Origin of the sequence: Pseudomonas sp. NFPP04 (assembly GCF_900113815.1) — a bacterium.
In the GTDB taxonomy this organism is placed as follows: domain Bacteria; phylum Pseudomonadota; class Gammaproteobacteria; order Pseudomonadales; family Pseudomonadaceae; genus Aquipseudomonas; species Aquipseudomonas extremorientalis.
Map to the genome: position 1 here is coordinate 51,184 of NZ_FOQS01000012.1, position 18,229 is coordinate 69,412.

The window sequence follows — 18,229 nt, forward strand, 5'->3', positions numbered from 1 at the left end:
TCCGACACGCACAAAAAAGCCGCCTCACAAGAGGCGGCTTTTTCACAACGACTGAATCTTACAAATTGGGACCCGCGGCCTTGATCGCATCGCTCACTTCAAACTTCTTGAAGTTCTCGATGAACAGACCGGCCAGCGCCTTCGCCGCTTCGTCGTAGGCAGCCTTGTCGGCCCAGGTGTTACGTGGGTTCAACAGGCCGGTCTCAACGCCCGGTACGGCCAATGGCACGTCGAGGTTGATGGTGTCGAGGTGTTCGGTTTCAGCACCGACCAACGCGCCGCTCTGGATCGCTGCAATCACGCCGCGAGTGGTCGGGATGTTGAAGCGCTTGCCGACGCCGTAGCCGCCGCCGGTCCAGCCGGTGTTGACCAGGTAGACCTTGGAGCCGAAGCCACGGATACGCTTGATCAGCAGTTCAGCGTATTCGCCAGCCGGGCGCGGGAAGAATGGTGCGCCGAAGCAGGTGGAGAAGGTCGACTTGATGCCGCCGCCGGAACCCATCTCAGTCGAGCCTACCAGTGCGGTGTAGCCGGACAAGAAGTGGTAGGCCGCTTGTTCTTCGCTGAGGATCGACACCGGTGGCAGTACGCCGGTCAGGTCGCAGGTCAGGAAGATCACCGCGTTTGGCTCGCCGCCCAGGTTCTTCTCGGAACGCTTGGCCACGTGCTCCAGCGGGTAGGCGGCGCGGCTGTTCTGGGTCAGGCTGACGTTGGTGTAGTCGGCGTGCCCAGCTTCGTCGATCACCACGTTTTCCAGCACGGCGCCGTGCTTGATGGCTTTCCAGATGACCGGCTCGTTCTTCTCGGACAGGTCGATGCACTTGGCATAGCAACCGCCTTCGATGTTGAACACCACGCCTTCGCCCCAGCCGTGTTCGTCGTCACCGATCAGGTAACGGCTTTCGTCGGCGGACAGGGTGGTCTTGCCGGTGCCCGACAGACCGAAGAACAGGGTCACGTCGCCTGCTTCGCCGATGTTGGCGGCGCAGTGCATCGGCAGTACGTCGGAAGCCGGCAGCAGGAAGTTCTGCACCGAGAACATGGCTTTTTTCATTTCACCGGCGTAGCGCATGCCGGCGATCAGGACTTTTTTCTGTGCGAAGTTGAGGATCACGCAACCGTCGGAGTTGGTGCCGTCACGCTCTGGCACGCATTCGAAGTTGGCCACGTTGAGCACTTGCCACTCGTCACGACCGGCCGGGTTGTACTGGGCCGGGTTGATGAACAGGCAACGACCGAACAGGTTCTGCCAGGCAGTCTGGGTGGTCATTTTCACAGCCAGGTAGTGGTCTTCGGAAGCCCCTACGTGAACGTGGGAAACAAAATGCTCTTGCGCGTTGTTGAATGCCTCGACGCGAGCCCAGAGGGCATCGAACTTGTCGGCCGGGAACTTGCGGTTGATCGGGCCCCAGGCGATGGAAGCCTGGGTGGATGGCTCTTCAACGATGAAACGGTCGACCGGCGAACGGCCAGTACGGTGACCGGTTTCGACGACCAGCGCGCCAGTATCGGCGAGCACGCCTTCACCACGCTGCAGGGCTTCTTTAACCAGATCGTCAACACTCAGATCGGTGTATACGGCGTTGTTGGCTTGCGTCATGAGGTTCCCCGTCGGCCTATGGCCGAGTGCTCCAAACGTTTTGTAGTAGAAAGTTGCGCACTACTACCGCGAAAAAAGTGGGCCGGATTATGCCAGAAAAGCCCAAAAAGAGTAGGGCCCTCCCGTCAGAACTGCGCTAATCCGGCGTTTGTCAGGTGATTTACCTGTGCTTAAACGTTTTAGTGGCGGGTGTCGGAAGGGGTGTCGATGCCTGCGCCGGCGAACAATTGCGCTACATCGGCCGCATCGAACAGGTAGCGCTCGTTGCAGAACTGGCAGTCGATCTCGATATGGCCACCGTGCTCCACCACCAGGTTTTGCGCATCTTCCAGGCCCAGGCTGGCCAGCGCATTGGCCGAACGCTCACGCGAGCAACTGCAGTTGAAGCGCAGGCCCTGTGCGTCAAACAGTCGCACGGCCTCTTCGTGGTAAAGGCGGTGCAGGATGGTTTCGTTGTCCAGGCCCAGCAATTCTTCAGCTTTCAGTGTGTCAGCCAGGGCGATGATGTGCCGCCAGCTTTCTGCGCGATCATCGTCGTCTTTGATACGGTCAGCCGGCAATTGCTGCAACAACAGGCCGCGGGCGCGCTTGCCGTCGGCGTTAAGCCAGAACTTGGTGCCCACCTGCTGGGACATGACGAAATAGTTGGTGAAGCAGTCCGACAGGGTTTCGCCATCCAGATCGACGATGCCCTGATAGCGCTGGCCTTCGGTCGGGTCGATGGTAATTGCCAGCACGCCGTTGGCCATCAGGTCGGACAAGGTGGCATCCGGCGCGATCTGATCGGCTTCATAACGGGCCAAGCCACGGATTTCACGCTCGCTGGAGCATTCGATCATCAGCATCGGCACCGGGCCTTCGGAACGCGCCTGCAGAATCAGCAAACCGTCGAACTTCATGGTGCCCACCAGCAACGCTGCCGCGGCCATCAGCTCACCGAGCAGTTGCGCGACCGGCTCCGGATAAGGGTGCTTGGCAAGGACTTCGGCATAGCTGCGCTCCAGCGAGACCAGTTCGCCGCGGGCGTCGCTCTCGTCGAAGATGAAGCGTTGGGTGAAGTCGGTATCCGGTAGATCAGTCATAGGTCTGGGTATCTGAATTGATGACAAAATGATTACAAGGTTTATAGAATTAAACGCTTTAGCACCGTTTTGGTGCGGTTTCTAGAGCCATGAGGGACAGTTTATGAACAATCCGGGTTTGTTCCAAGCCAAGTGGAACCTCGGGCGATGGGCCGTCTGCAATCTACTCGCTATCGGGCTGCTGTGTTTTTGGCTGTGGCCCACCGGCCAGATGCTGTGTGTGATGTTCGACGAGTGGCTGTTTCACCTGCTCAATGACCCGCTGGCGAGCAGTTCCACATGGCTGCACGTGTGGGCTGTCGCCAGTTTGCGACCGTTCGATGCAGTGGTCGGGGTGATTCTGCTGATGCTGTTGATTCGCGGCGATTGGGTGTTCAAGGCGGTGCAAGTGCGCCAGGCCTTGTTAGGTTTTATCGGCATTCTGTTGCTGTTGCTGTTTATCCGCATGCTGTTTTCCAAACTCGCCGCGCACATGGGCTGGCAACACAATAGCCCGTCCATGGTGATCAGCGGGGCGATCCAGATGAGTGACTACTTCCCGGGCCTGGAGAAGACCTGGGAGTTGAAGGACCGTTCGAGTCAGAGCTTCCCGGGGGACCATGCGTCGGTGCTGCTGATCTGGGGGATGTTCATGACCGTGTTCGCCAAGCGCATCGGCCAGGTGCTGGTCATCTGGGCCCTGACGCTGCTGTTCATGATGCCGCGCCTGGTGGCGGGGGCACATTGGGGGCAAGACGATTACATCGGCGGAGTGTTGCTGGCACTGTTGGCGTTGGGCTGGGGGTACTACACACCGTTTGCGGCGAAGGTATCGGGTGGGTTGTTGCGGGTAACGGCGCCGGTGTTCGGGCTGGCTGCTCGTTTACCCATAGTGGGGCGAATGAGCGTCGTTAGAACACGGCAATAATCTGTGGCGAGCGGGCTTGCCCCGCTCACTACAAAAGCCCGTTCGATTGAGGCTAGTCATCGTTGACACTGCCGCGAAACTTGAACAGGTCGCGGCGTTGTTTCTTGCTCGGTTTGCCATCGGTGGTCATGCCAGTGGCACCGGCCTTGCGCATCGCCGCCGCATTTTCACGCTTGGCGATGCTGGCTTCGGTTTCGGCGTATAACGCTTGCGCTTCAGATGCGCCACGACGAACGATGGAAAGCGCCTGAACCACGACCGTCTTTTCATCAAACCCTGCACGAATCTGAAACTCATCACCGACACGTGGCTCTTTGCCCGGCTTGCAGCGCTCGCCACGATGATGCACCTTGCCGCTCTCGATGGCGGCCTTGGCCAGGGCACGGGTTTTATAGAAACGCGCCGCCCACAGCCACTTGTCCAGACGGACCTTTTCTTCCTCTTCCTGCTTTTGAGCCACTTGAATTCCTCGCTCTGAAAAATGTCGCAACTTTACCGTTGAAACCCTTCGACGCATAAATCCCCAGGCTCACCTAAGATACGCCAGGTAGCACCCTGTTTTCGCGAGGATATGTTGTGACCGAATTCCCCCTTTCACTCACCTCGCCCAACCAGCGCTGCGTGGGTTGCCAGCAAAGCGAGCCCCTAGGGTTCGATTTTGCGTTCGCTTACCAGCCTATCGTAGACCTGCGGGACCATTCGATCTTTGCCCACGAAGCCCTGGTGCGTGGCACACAAGGCGAAGGGGCGCTGTCGGTGCTGAACCAGGTCAACGAAGGCAACCGCTACCGCTTCGACCAACGCTGCCGAACCCAGGCGATCGCCGGTGCGGCAACCTTGGGAATGCAAACTCACCTTTCGATCAACTTCATGCCCAATGCCGTGTACCGCCCGGAACTGTGCATCCGTAGCACCCTGGAGGCGGCTCGCGTACATAATTTTCCGTTGAACCAACTGATTTTCGAGACCCTGGAAAGCGAGCATGTAGATAACTATCGCCATTTGACGAATATTCTGCGTGAATATCGCGAATTCGGCTTCAAGACCGCCATCGACGATTTCGGCGCGGGCTATTCGGGGCTGAACCTGCTGGCCGACTTCCAACCTGACCTGATCAAACTCGACATGGCGCTGATCCGCGATGTTGATCAGGACCGTGTCCGTCAGGTCATCGTCCAGGGGATTGTCACAATCTGTGAGCAGTTGGGGGTTACTGTCATCGCCGAAGGCATCGAAAGTGCCGGCGAACGGGACTTTCTCTCCGACTGTGGAATATTTCTGATGCAAGGCTACTGGTTCGCCAAGCCTGCATTTAAAGCCCTGGCCGAGATATCCCCTCAGGCCTGGGCAAATTGATCGGTTATCCATATTGAAGACATTTGACCATTTGACCGTTGTGGGTCTGCGTGAGTGGGTGGCACTTCCCGACTTGGGAGTAGCAGGCCTGCGCGCGAAGATCGACACCGGTGCCAGCACCTCGAGCCTGCACGCCACCGACATTGAACCGTTCGAGCGCGACGGCGAGCAGTGGGTGCGTTTTACCGCACACTTGGGCAGCGTCGTGCAACTGCGTCACCGCCGCTGCGAAGCGCCGCTGGTGACGATGAAAACCATCAAGAGCTCCAATGGCCATGCGCAGGTGCGCTATGTCATCAGCACCACGCTGGCGCTGGGTGATCGGGTATGGCGGGTGGAGTTTACCCTGGCCTGCCGCAAGGCCATGCGTTACCGCCTGTTGCTGGGTTCCAAAGCCTTGATTGACGGCCATTTGGTGGTCAATCCCGGCATCAAGTACGTACAAGACAAGCCGGTGTTCCCGGTCTCTACCCTATCTGCCCCAGGTGCTGCATGAAGATTGCTGTGCTGTCGCGAAACCCGCGTCTGTATTCCACCCGCCGCCTGGTTGAGGCCGGCACCGAACGTGGCCACGAAATGGTGGTGATCGACACGTTGCGTGCCTATATGAACATCGCCAGCCACAAGCCGCAGATCCACTACAGGGGCAAGCCGCTGGAAGGGTTTGATGCCGTGATCCCGCGAATCGGCGCTTCGGTGACGTTTTATGGCTGCGCAGTGCTGCGCCAGTTTGAAATGATGGGGGTGTTTCCTCTCAACGAATCGGTAGCCATTGCCCGCTCGCGGGACAAGCTGCGCTCGCTGCAGTTGCTGTCGCGCCGTGGTATCGGCCTACCGGTGACTGGCTTCGCCCACTCCCCCGACGACATCCCCGACCTGATCGACATGGTCAATGGCGCGCCGCTGGTGATCAAGGTGCTGGAAGGCACCCAGGGTATCGGCGTGGTGCTGTGTGAAACTGCGACGGCGGCGGAATCGGTGATCGAGGCGTTCATGGGTCTCAAGCAGAACATCATGGTGCAGGAATACATCAAGGAAGCCGGTGGCGCGGATATCCGCTGCTTCGTGGTGGGCGACAAGGTGATTGCGGCGATGAAACGCCAGGCCAAGCCGGGGGAGTTCCGCTCCAACCTGCACCGTGGCGGCAGCGCCAGCCTGATCAAGATCACCCCGGAAGAACGCATGACCGCACTGCGGGCGGCCAAGGTGATGGGGTTGAGTGTGGCGGGTGTGGATATATTGCGCTCCAACCATGGGCCACTGGTGATGGAGGTGAATTCATCACCGGGTCTGGAAGGGATCGAGACCACCACCGGCAAGGATGTGGCGGGGATCATCATTCAGCATCTGGAGAAGAATGGTGGGCCAAATATGACCAGGACCAAGGGCAAGGGCTAGAGAAGCAGCCAGCACCCTCAAGCTTTAAGCTGCAAGGACAGGCAAAACAATCCGCCTTTCTCTTGCAGCTTTAAACCGGGAGCTTGCAACTGTGCCTATACCGCATCCCTGGGCAACATCAGCCCAAGCGGCAAGCGTACCCGCGCCTCCAGGCCACCCTCTTCGCGGTTGCGCAACTCAACATTGCCACCATGCATCGAAGCAATCCGCCGCACAATCGCCAACCCAAGGCCAGTGCCCTTGCCACCCCGGGCACGGTCGCCACGGGTGAAGGGGTTGAAGATGCCTTCCAGCTCGTCCGGGTCGATGCCCGCCCCCCGGTCCATCACGCTGAGCACCACATAGGGCGCTGCACTGTCGCCAGACACATACGCCGCCACTTCCACGTCAGAACCGGCGTGATGCAAGGCGTTGCCAATCAGGTTGTTCAACAGGCGTTTCATCGACACCCGACGCAACGCAAACGGCCGGATCGGCTCCAGACGCATGCGCACCTGTTCGCCGTTCTGGTTATAGGGCGCGACCACCTCACGCACCAGGTCCGTCAGGTCGACTTCTTCCACTACCTCATCACGGCCATCGCGGATAAACGCCAGGAACTGGTCGAGAATCGCGTCCATGTCCTCAATGTCGCGGACCATGTCATCGGTGAGATCAGTATGGTTGCCCATCAACTCCAGCGACAGGCGCAATCGCGTCAACGGTGTGCGCAAGTCATGGGACACCCCCGCCAGCATCAGCTCGCGCTCGCGCCCAGCCTGTTCGACGTCTTCCGCCATCTGGTTGAACGCGCCATACACCTCGGTCATTTCGCTGGGCGTATCGCTGACTGGCAGGCGCACACTACGCCCCTGACCCAACTGGCGGGCGGCAAACACAAGACGCTTGAGCGGCTGGTTGAGCTGACGCACAAAGATCCACGCCGACGCCGTTGAAAGCAGCCCGATCGCCAGGAACCAGCCCAGCACGTTCCAGATTTTCTGCCCCCGCAGCGGATGCGGATACAACGGCACCTTCAACCAGTCCTCGCCCAGGCTCGGCGCACGCACCCACAATGCCGGCGATACATGCATGCGCAACCGCACCTCGGTGTCTTCACCGAGTTCAGCCTGCATCTGGCGCTGGTAGATCTCACTGTAGGGCCAATGCTGCTCGCCTTCCGGCACACCCGCGCCCGCCACACGAACCAACGTAGCGGCCTTGGCGATTTTTTCGCGATTCTCAGGGTCAGCTGCCCAATAGGCACGCAGGGTAAGGGCAACACCGTGACTGTATTGTCGATCCACCAGCACGTCCTCGTTCATCAACAGATAAACCAGCGTGAGTGCCTTGGAAAACAGAACGACGATCAGCACCAGCCAAAGGGTGCGGGAGAAGAAACTTTGGGGGAACCACAACGGGGTTTTCATAGAAGACAGCTGGATACCTTGCAGAAACGAGCGGCGCTCGCAGAATTGCAGACGCCGGGCATCCCGTCGACCCTCATGGAGTCAGACACCGGGAGGCCCGTAACTGCAAATCATCGGTCAACTGGTTTTGTTGCCATCCGGCACAAACACATAACCTACGCCCCACACCGTCTGGATATACCGTGGCTTGGACGGGTCCGGCTCGATCATCCGACGCAGTCGGGAGATCTGCACGTCGATGGAGCGCTCCAGCGCGTCCCATTCCCGGCCACGGGCCAGGTTCATCAGCTTGTCGCGGGTCAGCGGCTGTCGAGCGTTCATCACCAGGGCCTTGAGCACGGCGAATTCGCCGGTGGTGAGCATGTGCACTTCATCGCCACGCTTGAGCTCACGGGTCGCCAGCGACAGTTCGTAGTCGCCAAAGGTGACACTTTCATCTTCGCTGCCCGGTGCACCCGGTACCGGTGGGGCCTGCCGACGCAGTACGGCCTTGACCCGCGCCATCAGCTCGTCGGGGTTGAAGGGTTTGGCCAGGTAGTCATCAGCGCCCAGTTCCAGGCCCTTGATGCGACTCAGCTCATCGCCCTTGGCGGTGAGCATGATGATTGGAATCTGGTTGTTCGCGCCGCGCAGGCGCTTGCAGGCCGTCAGGCCGTCTTCACCGGGCAGCATGAGGTCGAGTACGACCAGGTTGAAGACTTCGCGCCCCAGCAGTCGGTCCATCTGCTCGGTGTTCGGCACCGCGCGGGCACGGTAACCCTTGGAGTTGAAGAAACGCTCCAGCAGGCTGCTCAGCCCCGGATCGTCATCAACGATGAGAATTTTTTCGCCTTCAGCAGTTTGTGCAGTGCTGCTCATTGGATGCTCCTCTTATCTCGGCGCGCATTATGGCCTAGCTGCCGTTATACGCACCGTGTGCATTGTTAGCAGATTTTTCCTCTACCGCCAGCGAACCCGCGCCCTACAACCGTTGGCGCAATCCCCCCCAAGGACAGAACGCTGGTTATAATGCGCCGCCGCCGTGCAGGGCAACGTCAGATCGTTACCGTTTGCTGCCGAGGCTTTTTTCACCCGCTTGTCGCGATTTTTTCGATTTCGAGGGTCAATAGGCAGCCTCTTGACCCAGGCAGCGGCGCCAGTCGGGCCGCTCAACCAGCCTCCCAGGGCCTTGTTTTCCGGGCCTGCGAGCTGCTTTTCAGAATTTCAGGTGGTTTTATGGACAGCATCAACAGCCGCATCGCCGAGGAACTCGGTGTACGCCCACAACAGGTCGAAGCGGCCGTCGCTCTACTGGATGAAGGCTCCACGGTGCCGTTCATCGCCCGTTACCGTAAAGAAGTAACCGGCAGCCTCGACGACACCCAACTGCGTCACCTGGAAGAGCGCCTGCGCTATCTGCGAGAACTCGACGAACGGCGCATCAGCATCCTCGCCAGCATCGAGGAACAGGGCAAGTTGACCCCGCAACTCGAGCGCGACATCAAGCTCGCCGACACCAAGACCCGCCTCGAAGACCTCTACCTGCCTTACAAACAGAAGCGTCGCACCAAGGGCCAGATCGCCCTGGAAGCCGGCCTGGGCGAGCTGGCCGACGGTCTGTTCAACGACCCGTCGCTGACCCCGGAAACCGAAGCTGCCCGTTTCATCGACGCCGAAAAAGGCGTCGCCGACGTCAAGGCCGCCCTCGAAGGTGCCAAGTACATCCTCATGGAACGCTTCGCCGAAGACGCCAGCCTGCTGGAAAAGCTGCGCAGCTACCTGAAGCAGGAAGCCATCCTCAGCGCCCGCGTCATCGCCGGCAAAGAGGAAGAAGGCGCCAAGTTCCGCGATTACTTCGAACACGACGAGCCGCTCAAGAGCATGCCGTCCCACCGCGCACTGGCAATTTTCCGTGGCCGCAACGAAGGTATTCTCAGCTCCGCATTGAAGGTCGGCGACGAATTGCCGGGCACCATGCACCCCTGCGAAGGCATGATCGCCCAACAATTCGGCATCCAGAATCAGAACCGTCCTGCGGACAAGTGGCTCGGTGAAGTGGTGCGCTGGACCTGGAAGGTCAAGCTCTACACCCACCTGGAAACCGACCTGCTGGGCGAGCTGCGCGACGGCGCCGAAACCGAGGCGATCAACGTGTTCGCCCACAACCTGCACGACCTGCTGCTGGCCGCCCCGGCCGGCCCGCGTGCCACCCTGGGCCTCGACCCGGGCCTGCGTACCGGCTGCAAGGTCGCCGTAGTCGACGCCACCGGCAAACTGCTGGACCACGCCACGGTGTATCCGCATGTGCCGCACAACAAATGGGACCAGACCCTCGCGATCCTGGCCGCCTTGTGCGCCAAGCACGCGGTGGACCTGATCGCCATAGGCAACGGTACCGCCAGTCGCGAGACCGACAAGCTGGCCGCCGAACTGATCAAAAAATACCCGGCCATGAAAATGACCAAGGTCATGGTCTCCGAAGCCGGCGCTTCGGTGTACTCGGCGTCGGAACTGGCGTCCAAGGAATTTCCGGACCTCGACGTGTCGATCCGTGGCGCGGTATCCATCGCCCGTCGCCTGCAGGATCCGCTGGCCGAACTGGTGAAAATCGACCCTAAATCCATCGGCGTCGGCCAGTACCAGCACGACGTGTCGCAGCTGAAGCTGGCGCGCGGCCTGGACGCAGTTGTGGAAGACTGCGTAAACGCCGTGGGCGTCGACGTGAACACCGCCTCCGTGGCACTGCTGGCGCGAATCTCCGGCCTCAACGCCACCCTGGCACAGAACATCGTCAGCCACCGTGACGAAAACGGCGCGTTCAAAACCCGTGCCGCGCTGAAAAAAGTCGCACGCCTGGGTGAAAAAACCTTCGAACAAGCCGCCGGCTTCCTGCGCGTCATGAATGGCGACAACCCGCTTGACGCGTCTGCGGTCCACCCGGAAGCCTACCCGCTGGTGCAGCGCATCGCCGCCGAGACCGACCGCGACATCCGCTCGCTGATCGGCGACGCCGCTTTCCTCAAGCGCCTGGATCCCAAGAAGTACACCGACGAAACCTTCGGTGTGCCGACCATCACCGACATCCTGCAAGAGCTGGAAAAACCTGGTCGCGACCCACGCCCCGAGTTCAAGACCGCCGAGTTCCAGGACGGTGTCGAAGACCTCAAGGACCTGCAACCGGGCATGATCCTCGAAGGCGTGGTGACCAACGTGACCAACTTCGGCGCCTTTGTGGACATCGGCGTGCATCAGGACGGTTTGGTGCATATCTCCGCGCTTTCGGAGAAATTCATCAAGGATCCCCGCGAAGCGGTCAAGGCCGGTGACGTGGTCAAGGTCAAGGTCATGGAAGTCGACATCCCGCGCAAACGCGTCGGCCTGTCGATGCGCATGAGCGACACCCCCGGCGAGAAAATCGACGGTGCCCGTGGCGCGCGCCCAGGCTCGGCACCGCGCCAGTCGCAAAACAATACGGCTCGCAAGGAAACCGCCACCGCAGCCCCAAGCAACAACGCCATGGCCTCGCTGTTCGCCAACGCCAAGCAGTTGAAGAAGCGCTGATGGAGATCCCGGCCGGCTTGACCCAGAGCGCCTTCAGCGAACTGATCGGCTGCCGCCTGCAACGCGTTGAAGAAGGCGTTGCCGAGGTGGCCCTGACCCTGGAGCCGCAACTGCGCAACCGCGCGGGCAAGCTCCATGGGGGGGCGATTTTCAGCCTCGTCGACATTACGATGGGGCTGGCCTGTTCCAGCGTCCATGGTTTCGACCAGCAGAGCGCGACCATCGAGTGCAAGATCAATTACATCCGCTCCGTGTCGGACGGTGACGTGCTGTGCACCAGCCGGGTGATTCATGCCGGCCGCCGCACGCTGGTGGTCGAGGCGGATGTGTATCAGGACGAAAGACTTGTCGCAAAAGCACAGGGCACCTTCGCTGTCCTATAGCTCCCCACCCCCGATTTGAGTTAATTTCGGCGCTGCACTAACGGCGTCGGAATTTTCTCGCTGCGCTGTAGCCAAATTCATGGAGTGAAGTCGGCATATTCAGAGCGGGTCAAATCGACTCAAAACCAGGCGATCACGCCAGTTTCAACTTCACCCTTGTAGACCGTCCTGCCCACCCCCATATTGGGGCGACTGACGCGTGAAGGAATCCAACTTGAGCGAACTTCTCAACCGCCGCCTGGCCCTGCTCGGCAAGCGCGAACACCTCTCCCTGCTAGAGCAGTGCTTGCACGGCATCGAGCGCGAATGCCTGCGTGTCACCGGTGAGGGTCGACTGGCGCAAACGCCGCACCCCGAAGCCCTGGGCGCCGCGTTGACCCACGAACAGATCACCACCGACTACTCGGAATCGCTGCTGGAGTTCATCACTCCCGCCCTGCCCGACCCGGCCGATACCCTGAGCAGCCTGGACAAGATCCATCGCTTTGCCTATACCAAGCTCGGCAGCGAATACCTGTGGAGCCCCTCCATGCCGTGTCCGTTGCCAGCCGAGGAAGATATTCCGATTGCCTACTACGGCACCTCCAATATCGGCCAGCTCAAGTACGTGTACCGCAAGGGCCTGGCCCTGCGTTACGGCAAGACCATGCAGTGCATCGCCGGCATCCACTACAACTTTTCCCTGCCGGAACAGCTGTGGCCGCTGCTCAAGGAGACGGAAGGGTTTGTCGGCACCGACCGCGACTACCAGTCCAACGCCTATATCGCGCTGATCCGCAATTTCCGCCGCTACAGCTGGCTGTTGATGTACCTGTTCGGTGCTTCGCCGGCCCTGGACGCCGGGTTCCTGCGTGGTCGTTCGCACCAGTTGGAAGTGCTCGACGCCGACACGCTGTACCTGCCCTACGCCACCAGCCTGCGCATGAGTGACCTGGGTTACCAGAGCAATGCCCAGGCGGGCCTCACGCCGTGCTACAACGACCTGGCCAGCTACACCGACAGCCTGCGCGAAGCGGTGGCAACGCCCTACGCGCCCTACGTCGAAATCGGTACGCACAAGGACGGTGAGTGGGTACAGCTCAACACCAACATCCTGCAGATCGAAAACGAGTACTACTCCAACATCCGCCCCAAGCGCGTGACCTATACCGGCGAGCGGCCGATCCAGGCGCTGATGGCCCGTGGCATCCAGTACATCGAAGTGCGCTGCCTGGACATCAACCCGTTCCTGCCCATGGGCATCGACTTGCAAGAGTCGCGCTTCCTCGACGCCTTCCTGCTGTTCTGCGCACTGAACGACAGCCCGCTGTTCGCCAACAACGAGTGCGGCAACGCCACGTCCAACTTCCTCAGCGTGGTCAAGGAAGGTCGCCGTCCGGGCCTGCAATTGCAACGCCAGGGCCAGCCGGTGGACATGAAGGAGTGGGCGTCCGAGTTGCTGGAGCAGATTGCACCGCTGGCTGCCTTGCTGGACGAGAGCCACGGCATCACTGAGCACAGCCAGGCGCTCGACGCCCAGTTGGCCAAGGTCAACGATTCGTCCATGACCCCGTCGGCCCAGGTGCTGGCGGCGATGGCCGAGCGTAAAGAGAGTTTTGCGCAATTCTCCCTGCATCAGAGCCAGTTGCACGCCGAGCATTTCCGCAAGGAGCCGCTGGCGGCTGAAGAGCAGGCGCGCTTTGAAGAGCTGGCGCGGACGTCGCTGGCGCAGCAAGCTGAGCTGGAGCAGAACGAAGTGGGCGATTTCGATGTGTTTGTTGGGTCGTACCAGGCCAGCATTCTCGCCATCAGCAACTAAGTAAGATGAAACCGGGGCAAATATGGGAGGGGGCAAGCCCCTTCTCACATTTGACGTCATTTCAATTCACGATCAGCGCTCACGGTTCTTCTCATAAGCTAATTCGAAAATGTTATTTATTTTCGGATTCTTAGATCATTTAGGCTCCTCACACGCCGACCCTCGGCCGCCTGATTGAGGAGCTTCCCCTTGAAACTGCTAACCCCTCTGCGTCTCCTGGCCGCATTGTCCCTGGCCGGTGCCAGCCTGTTTGCCCAGGCGGCGGACGTGACCATCGCTTACCAGACCACCGTGGACCCGGCCAAAGTCGCCCAGGCCGATGGCGACTATGAAAAAGCCACAAACGCCAAGATCAACTGGCGCAAATTCGACAATGGCGCCGACATCATCGCCGCCATCGCTTCCGGCGACGTGCAGATCGGCTACCTCGGTTCCAGCCCGCTGACTGCCGCGATCACCCGCAAGGTACCGGTGGAAACCTTCCTGGTCGCCACCCAGATCGGCGGCGCCGAAGCCCTGGTAGCGCGCAACGGTTCTGGCATCAACAGCCCGCAGGACCTGGTCGGCAAGAAAGTCGCCGTACCCTTCGTGTCCACCGGGCACTACAGCCTGCTGGCCGCGCTGAAGCACTGGAACATCGACCCGTCCAAAGTGACCATCCTCAACCTCGCGCCACCGGCGATCATCGCCGCCTGGAAGCGCGGTGATATCGACGCCACCTACGTATGGGATCCTGCCCTGGGCGTGGCCAAGGAAAACGGCAAGGTGCTGATCACCTCGGGCGAACTGGCCAAGTTCGGCGCGCCGACCTTCGATGCCTGGATCGTGCGCAAAGACTTCGCCGAGAAGCACCCGGAAATCGTCACCGCGTTCGCCAAAGTCACCCTGGATGCCTACGCCGCGTACCGCAAAGACCCACAAGCCTGGCTCGCCGACAAAGGCAACGTCGACAAACTGGTGAAACTCTCCGGCGCCAAGGCCAGCGACATCCCACTGCTGCTGCAAGGCAACGTCTACCCGCTGGCCGCTGACCAGGTGACCCTGCTGGGCGCACCGACCACCAAGGCTGTGACCGACACCGCCGCGTTCCTCAAGGAACAAGGCAAGGTCGACGCCGTGCTGCCGGACTACGCCCCTTACGTCAGCGCCAAATTCATCACTCACTGATCGGGAGTTCATTGCGATGGCCTTGCTACAACTGGAGCGCATCAGCGCACAGTACCCAGGCGCCACAGAACCGGTACTGTCAGACATTTCACTCGACCTGGGGCCCCAGCAGTTGCTGGTGGCTCTCGGCCCGTCCGGCAGTGGCAAGACTTCGCTGTTGAACCTGATTGCCGGTTTCGTCGAACCTTGCGCCGGGCGTATCACCCTCGATGGCGTGCCGGTCAACGGCCCCAGTGCTGAACGCGGCGTGGTGTTCCAGGACGACGCCCTGCTGCCCTGGCAGGATGTGCTGGCCAACGTCGGCTTCGGCCTGGAGCTGGCCGGCGCGCCCAAGGCGCAACGCGAAATACGCGCCCGGGAAATGCTCGCGCTGGTCGACCTGGCCGGGTTCGACAACCGACGCATCTGGCAGCTTTCCGGCGGCCAGAAGCAACGTGTCGGCCTGGCCCGCGCCCTGGCCGCCGACCCTCGTGTGCTGCTGATGGACGAGCCCTTCGGCGCCCTCGACGCCTTCACCCGCGAACAGATGCAGGAGCTGTTGCTGCAAGTCTGGCGGCGCACGGCCAAGCCGGTGTTCCTGATTACCCACGACATCGAAGAGGCGGTCTTCCTCGCCACCGATTTGATCCTGCTGGCGCCCAACCCCGGCCAGATCGTCGAACGCCTGCACCTGGACTTCGGCCAACGCTACGCCGCCGGTGAGTCGGCGCGGGCGATCAAGTCCGACCCACGCTTTATCGAAACCCGCGAACACGTGCTGGGCAAAGTGTTCTCCCAACGGCAGGTGTCCGCATGAGCAGCTACGAACTTCCCGCCACGGTGACCAAACCGGTGGCGCACGCAGTTGTCCCGGTACGACGCAGCCTGAGCACGCGCTGGATCAGCGTGTTGACCCTGGTCGCCTTGCTGGCCCTCTGGTGGGCCGTGACCGCCAGCGGCTTGATCGAACCGCTGTTCCTGCCGCCGCCGTCCGCCGTGCTGCAAAAGGGCTGGCTGCTGGCGACCACTGGCTATATGGACTCCACCTTGTGGCAGCACCTTGGCGCGAGCCTCAGCCGTATCGGCCTGGGCCTGGGCTTCGCGGTGCTGACCGCCGTGCCGGTTGGGATCGCCATCGGTTCCAACCGAATCGCCCGTGGCGTCCTCGACCCGCTGATCGAGTTCTACCGACCGATCCCGCCGCTGGCCTACCTGCCGTTGATCGTGATCTGGTGCGGCATCGGCGAGCTGTCCAAGGTGCTGCTGATCTACCTGGCAATCTTCGCGCCGATAGCCATCGCCACCGCCACCGGCGTGCGCACCGTCGACCCGGCCAGACTGCGTGCGGCGCAGTCGCTGGGTGCCACCCGTGCCCAGTTGATTCGCCATGTGGTCCTGCCGAGCGCCCTGCCCGACATCCTGACCGGCGTGCGCATCGGGCTGGGTGTGGGTTGGTCCACGCTGGTCGCCGCCGAGCTGATCGCCGCCACCAGCGGCCTGGGCTTCATGGTGCAGTCGGCGGCGCAGTTCCTGGTCACCGATGTGGTGGTGCTGGGGATTCTGGTGATCGCCCTGATCGCCTTCGCCATGGAAATGGGCCTGCGTGCCCTGCAGCGTAAACTGGTGCCGTGGCATGGCCAGGCACACTGAGTGAATGAGAACCGCATGAGCAGCCTGACCGTTACCCCATTAAGCACCGCCCTGGGCGCCCAGATCAGTGGCGTCGATATCACCCAGCCGCTGCCCCCTGAACAGCGCGACGCCATCGAACAGGCGTTGCTCACCCACTCGGTGCTGTTCTTGCGCGGCCAGTCGATCACCCCGCAGCAGCAAGCGCGGTTCGCGGCGAATTTCGGTGACCTGCATATCCACCCGATCTACCCCAACGTGCCGGACCAGCCCGAAGTGCTGATCCTCGACACCGCCGTCACCGACGTGCGCGACAATGCTGTGTGGCACACCGACGTGACCTTCCTGCCCACTCCGGCGCTCGGTGCAGTACTCAGCGCCAAGCTGCTGCCGGCGTTTGGTGGCGATACGCTGTGGGCCAGCGGGATTGCAGCCTATGAAGCGTTGTCCGAACCGCTGAAGCGCTTGCTCGATGGGCTGACGGCGACCCATGACTTCACCAAGTCCTTTCCGCTCGAGCGCTTTGGCAACACCGCCGAAGACCTGGCACGCTGGGAAGAAACCCGCAGGAAGAACCCGCCGTTATCGCACCCGGTGGTGCGTACGCATCCGGTGAGTGGGCGCAAGTCACTGTTCGTGAGTGATGGGTTTACCACCAGGATCAATGAGCTGGAACCGGCGGAGAGTGAAGCCATCTTGAAGCTCTTGTTCGCCCACGCGACACGCCCGGAATTTACCATTCGCTGGCGTTGGCAGGAAAACGATGTGGCGTTCTGGGATAACCGCGTGACACAGCACTACGCGGTGGATGACTACCGGCCGCAGCGGCGGGTGATGCATCGGGCGACGATTCTTGGGGATGTGCCGTTCTAAGGCCAGGCCCGTTAGTCATCACACCAGAAATCAAATGTGGGAGGGGGTTGCTCCCTCCCACATGGACTGTTTATTCAGCCGTGGATGGCTTTTCCCACAGGTTGATCCCGCCTTCCTGGGCAAACCGATCGATCTCCGCCAGTTCTTCCACGCTAAAGTTCAAGTTCTTCAACGCACCGACGTTCTCGATAATCTGCTCCGGCCGGCTTGCACCGATCAGCGCACTGGTCACCCGTGGATCACGCAACGTCCAGGCCAGTGCCAGTTGGGCCAGGCTCTGACCACGACGCTGGGCGATCTCGTTCAGCGCACGCACGTGGGCGATGTTGGTTTCGGACAGGTGCTTGGCCTGCAACGAACCACCGCCCGGGCGATTCACCCGTGCATCCGCCGGTACGCCGTTGAGGTACTTGTCGGTCAGCAAACCCTGGGCCAGCGGCGTGAAGGCAATCACCCCGGCGCCGAGCTCTTCGGTGGTGTCCAGCAGGTCTTTTTCCACCCAGCGGTTGAGCAGGTTGTAGGCCGGCTGGTGAATCAGCAGCGGCACTTTCCACTCTTTGAGCAGGGCGGCAATTTCGCGGGTTTTTACCCCTGAATAGGACGAGATACCGATGTACAACGCCTTGCCTTGTTGCACAGCAGTGGCGAGGGCACTGGCGGTTTCTTCCAGGGGGGTGTCGGCGTCAAAACGGTGGGAATAGAAGATATCCACATAGTCGACACCCAGGCGTTGCAGGCTCTGGTCGAGGCTGGCCAGCACGTACTTGCGCGAGCCTCCGCCCTGGCCGTAAGGGCCGGGCCACATGTCCCAGCCGGCCTTGCTGGAGATGATCAGTTCGTCGCGGTAGTGCTTGAAGTCTTCACGCAGCAAACGGCCGAAGTTGATCTCGGCGCTGCCGTAGGGCGGGCCATAGTTGTTGGCCAGGTCGAAGTGGTTGATCCCCAGGTCGAACGCGGTGCGCAGCAAGGCGCGCTGGGTGTCGATCGGGGTGCTGTCGCCAAAGTTGTGCCACAGGCCCAGGGACAGTGCGGGCAGCACCAGCCCACTGCGGCCTACGCGGCGGTACGGGATAGATTCATAGCGGTTTTCGGCAGCAATGTAAGTCAT

At 61.0% G+C, this 18,229-nt stretch carries 17 protein-coding genes; 11 read left to right on the forward strand and 6 right to left on the reverse strand.

Features of this window, described 5'->3' with window-relative positions; genetic code table 11:
* Window positions 1-58: 58 nt before the first annotated feature.
* Together BM017_RS22580 and hslO are read right to left on the reverse strand one after the other, a co-directional pair.
* A complete protein-coding gene (locus tag BM017_RS22580; protein WP_092248534.1) occupies window positions 59-1,600 on the reverse strand; it encodes a phosphoenolpyruvate carboxykinase in 1,542 nt (513 codons plus the stop codon).
* A gap of 179 nt (window positions 1,601-1,779) precedes the next feature.
* Complete coding sequence (hslO, locus tag BM017_RS22585; RefSeq protein ID WP_071492491.1) at window positions 1,780-2,682, reverse strand: Hsp33 family molecular chaperone HslO; 903 nt, start codon at window positions 2,680-2,682, stop codon at window positions 1,780-1,782.
* Window positions 2,683-2,785: 103 nt separating this feature from the next.
* Between hslO and BM017_RS22590 the strand changes: the two genes are divergently transcribed.
* Window positions 2,786-3,589 carry a phosphatase PAP2 family protein gene (locus BM017_RS22590; RefSeq protein ID WP_092248537.1) on the forward strand — a complete coding sequence of 268 codons (804 nt, stop codon included), beginning with the start codon at window positions 2,786-2,788 and terminating at the stop codon, window positions 3,587-3,589.
* Between the two features lie 52 nt (window positions 3,590-3,641).
* On the opposite strand, the gene BM017_RS22595 is transcribed toward BM017_RS22590, so the two are convergent.
* Complete coding sequence (locus BM017_RS22595; RefSeq protein ID WP_092248540.1) at window positions 3,642-4,049, reverse strand: RNA-binding S4 domain-containing protein; 408 nt, start codon at window positions 4,047-4,049, stop codon at window positions 3,642-3,644.
* Between the two features lie 116 nt (window positions 4,050-4,165).
* Between BM017_RS22595 and BM017_RS22600 the strand changes: the two genes are divergently transcribed.
* From BM017_RS22600 to rimK, 3 genes are read left to right on the forward strand one after another with little or no spacing between them, the layout of a single operon-like run.
* On the forward strand, window positions 4,166-4,945 hold the full coding sequence (locus BM017_RS22600; protein WP_092248543.1) for a S6 modification regulatory phosphodiesterase RimA: 780 nt from the start codon (window positions 4,166-4,168) through the stop codon (window positions 4,943-4,945).
* Window positions 4,946-4,976: 31 nt separating this feature from the next.
* Window positions 4,977-5,441: a retropepsin-like aspartic endopeptidase RimB gene (locus BM017_RS22605; RefSeq protein ID WP_371322030.1), complete on the forward strand. Its 465-nt coding sequence runs from the start codon at window positions 4,977-4,979 to the stop codon at window positions 5,439-5,441.
* Complete coding sequence (gene rimK, locus BM017_RS22610; RefSeq protein WP_010214091.1) at window positions 5,438-6,343, forward strand: 30S ribosomal protein S6--L-glutamate ligase; 906 nt, start codon at window positions 5,438-5,440, stop codon at window positions 6,341-6,343. Before BM017_RS22605 ends, rimK begins: the two co-directional genes overlap by 4 nt.
* A gap of 95 nt (window positions 6,344-6,438) precedes the next feature.
* Here rimK and BM017_RS22615 read toward each other — a convergent pair whose 3' ends face one another.
* Entirely contained in the window at window positions 6,439-7,752 is a 1,314-nt protein-coding gene (locus BM017_RS22615) for an ATP-binding protein (protein WP_071492496.1), read from the reverse strand.
* Window positions 7,753-7,869: 117 nt separating this feature from the next.
* Window positions 7,870-8,610, reverse strand: coding sequence for an osmolarity response regulator transcription factor OmpR (gene ompR, locus BM017_RS22620; protein ID WP_016979041.1), 741 nt, complete (start codon window positions 8,608-8,610; stop codon window positions 7,870-7,872).
* Between the two features lie 357 nt (window positions 8,611-8,967).
* On the opposite strand from ompR, the gene BM017_RS22625 reads away from it, so the two are divergent.
* The 7 genes from BM017_RS22625 (at window position 8,968) to tauD (ending at window position 17,121) form a co-directional block, all read left to right on the forward strand.
* The gene (locus BM017_RS22625) at window positions 8,968-11,292 is read left to right on the forward strand and encodes a Tex family protein (RefSeq protein WP_092248546.1); all 2,325 of its coding nucleotides are present in this window, start codon (window positions 8,968-8,970) and stop codon (window positions 11,290-11,292) included.
* Window positions 11,292-11,675, forward strand: coding sequence for a PaaI family thioesterase (locus BM017_RS22630; RefSeq protein WP_092248549.1), 384 nt, complete (start codon window positions 11,292-11,294; stop codon window positions 11,673-11,675). The genes BM017_RS22625 and BM017_RS22630 overlap by 1 nt, the downstream gene beginning before the upstream one ends.
* Window positions 11,676-11,889: 214 nt before the next feature.
* Complete coding sequence (gene gshA, locus BM017_RS22635) at window positions 11,890-13,473, forward strand: glutamate--cysteine ligase (RefSeq protein ID WP_092248552.1); 1,584 nt, start codon at window positions 11,890-11,892, stop codon at window positions 13,471-13,473.
* Window positions 13,474-13,662: 189 nt separating this feature from the next.
* On the forward strand, window positions 13,663-14,640 hold the full coding sequence (tauA, locus tag BM017_RS22640; RefSeq protein WP_092248555.1) for a taurine ABC transporter substrate-binding protein: 978 nt from the start codon (window positions 13,663-13,665) through the stop codon (window positions 14,638-14,640).
* A gap of 16 nt (window positions 14,641-14,656) precedes the next feature.
* Complete coding sequence (gene tauB, locus BM017_RS22645) at window positions 14,657-15,436, forward strand: taurine ABC transporter ATP-binding subunit (protein WP_092248559.1); 780 nt, start codon at window positions 14,657-14,659, stop codon at window positions 15,434-15,436.
* The gene (gene tauC / locus BM017_RS22650) at window positions 15,433-16,269 is read left to right on the forward strand and encodes a taurine ABC transporter permease TauC (RefSeq protein ID WP_092248562.1); all 837 of its coding nucleotides are present in this window, start codon (window positions 15,433-15,435) and stop codon (window positions 16,267-16,269) included. Before tauB ends, tauC begins: the two co-directional genes overlap by 4 nt.
* A 15-nt stretch (window positions 16,270-16,284) precedes the next feature.
* Window positions 16,285-17,121 carry a taurine dioxygenase gene (gene tauD, locus BM017_RS22655; protein ID WP_092248565.1) on the forward strand — a complete coding sequence of 279 codons (837 nt, stop codon included), beginning with the start codon at window positions 16,285-16,287 and terminating at the stop codon, window positions 17,119-17,121.
* 70 nt (window positions 17,122-17,191) lie between these two features.
* Here tauD and mgrA read toward each other — a convergent pair whose 3' ends face one another.
* A complete protein-coding gene (mgrA, locus tag BM017_RS22660; RefSeq protein WP_092248568.1) occupies window positions 17,192-18,229 on the reverse strand; it encodes an L-glyceraldehyde 3-phosphate reductase in 1,038 nt (345 codons plus the stop codon).

Excerpts from the sequence above, each read along its gene's own strand:
- BM017_RS22580 (WP_092248534.1), bottom strand. The coding sequence starts at position 1,600 with ATGACGCAAGCCAACAACGCCGTATACACCGATCTGAGTGTTGACGAT.
- hslO (WP_071492491.1), bottom strand. The coding sequence starts at position 2,682 with ATGACTGATCTACCGGATACCGACTTCACCCAACGCTTCATCTTCGAC.
- BM017_RS22590 (WP_092248537.1), top strand. The coding sequence starts at position 2,786 with ATGAACAATCCGGGTTTGTTCCAAGCCAAGTGGAACCTCGGGCGATGG.
- rimK (WP_010214091.1), top strand. The coding sequence starts at position 5,438 with ATGAAGATTGCTGTGCTGTCGCGAAACCCGCGTCTGTATTCCACCCGC.
- BM017_RS22615 (WP_071492496.1), bottom strand. The coding sequence starts at position 7,752 with ATGAAAACCCCGTTGTGGTTCCCCCAAAGTTTCTTCTCCCGCACCCTT.
- ompR (WP_016979041.1), bottom strand. The coding sequence starts at position 8,610 with ATGAGCAGCACTGCACAAACTGCTGAAGGCGAAAAAATTCTCATCGTT.
- BM017_RS22625 (WP_092248546.1), top strand. The coding sequence starts at position 8,968 with ATGGACAGCATCAACAGCCGCATCGCCGAGGAACTCGGTGTACGCCCA.
- BM017_RS22630 (WP_092248549.1), top strand. The coding sequence starts at position 11,292 with ATGGAGATCCCGGCCGGCTTGACCCAGAGCGCCTTCAGCGAACTGATC.
- tauB (WP_092248559.1), top strand. The coding sequence starts at position 14,657 with ATGGCCTTGCTACAACTGGAGCGCATCAGCGCACAGTACCCAGGCGCC.
- tauC (WP_092248562.1), top strand. The coding sequence starts at position 15,433 with ATGAGCAGCTACGAACTTCCCGCCACGGTGACCAAACCGGTGGCGCAC.
- tauD (WP_092248565.1), top strand. The coding sequence starts at position 16,285 with ATGAGCAGCCTGACCGTTACCCCATTAAGCACCGCCCTGGGCGCCCAG.
- mgrA (WP_092248568.1), bottom strand. The coding sequence starts at position 18,229 with ATGACTTACATTGCTGCCGAAAACCGCTATGAATCTATCCCGTACCGC.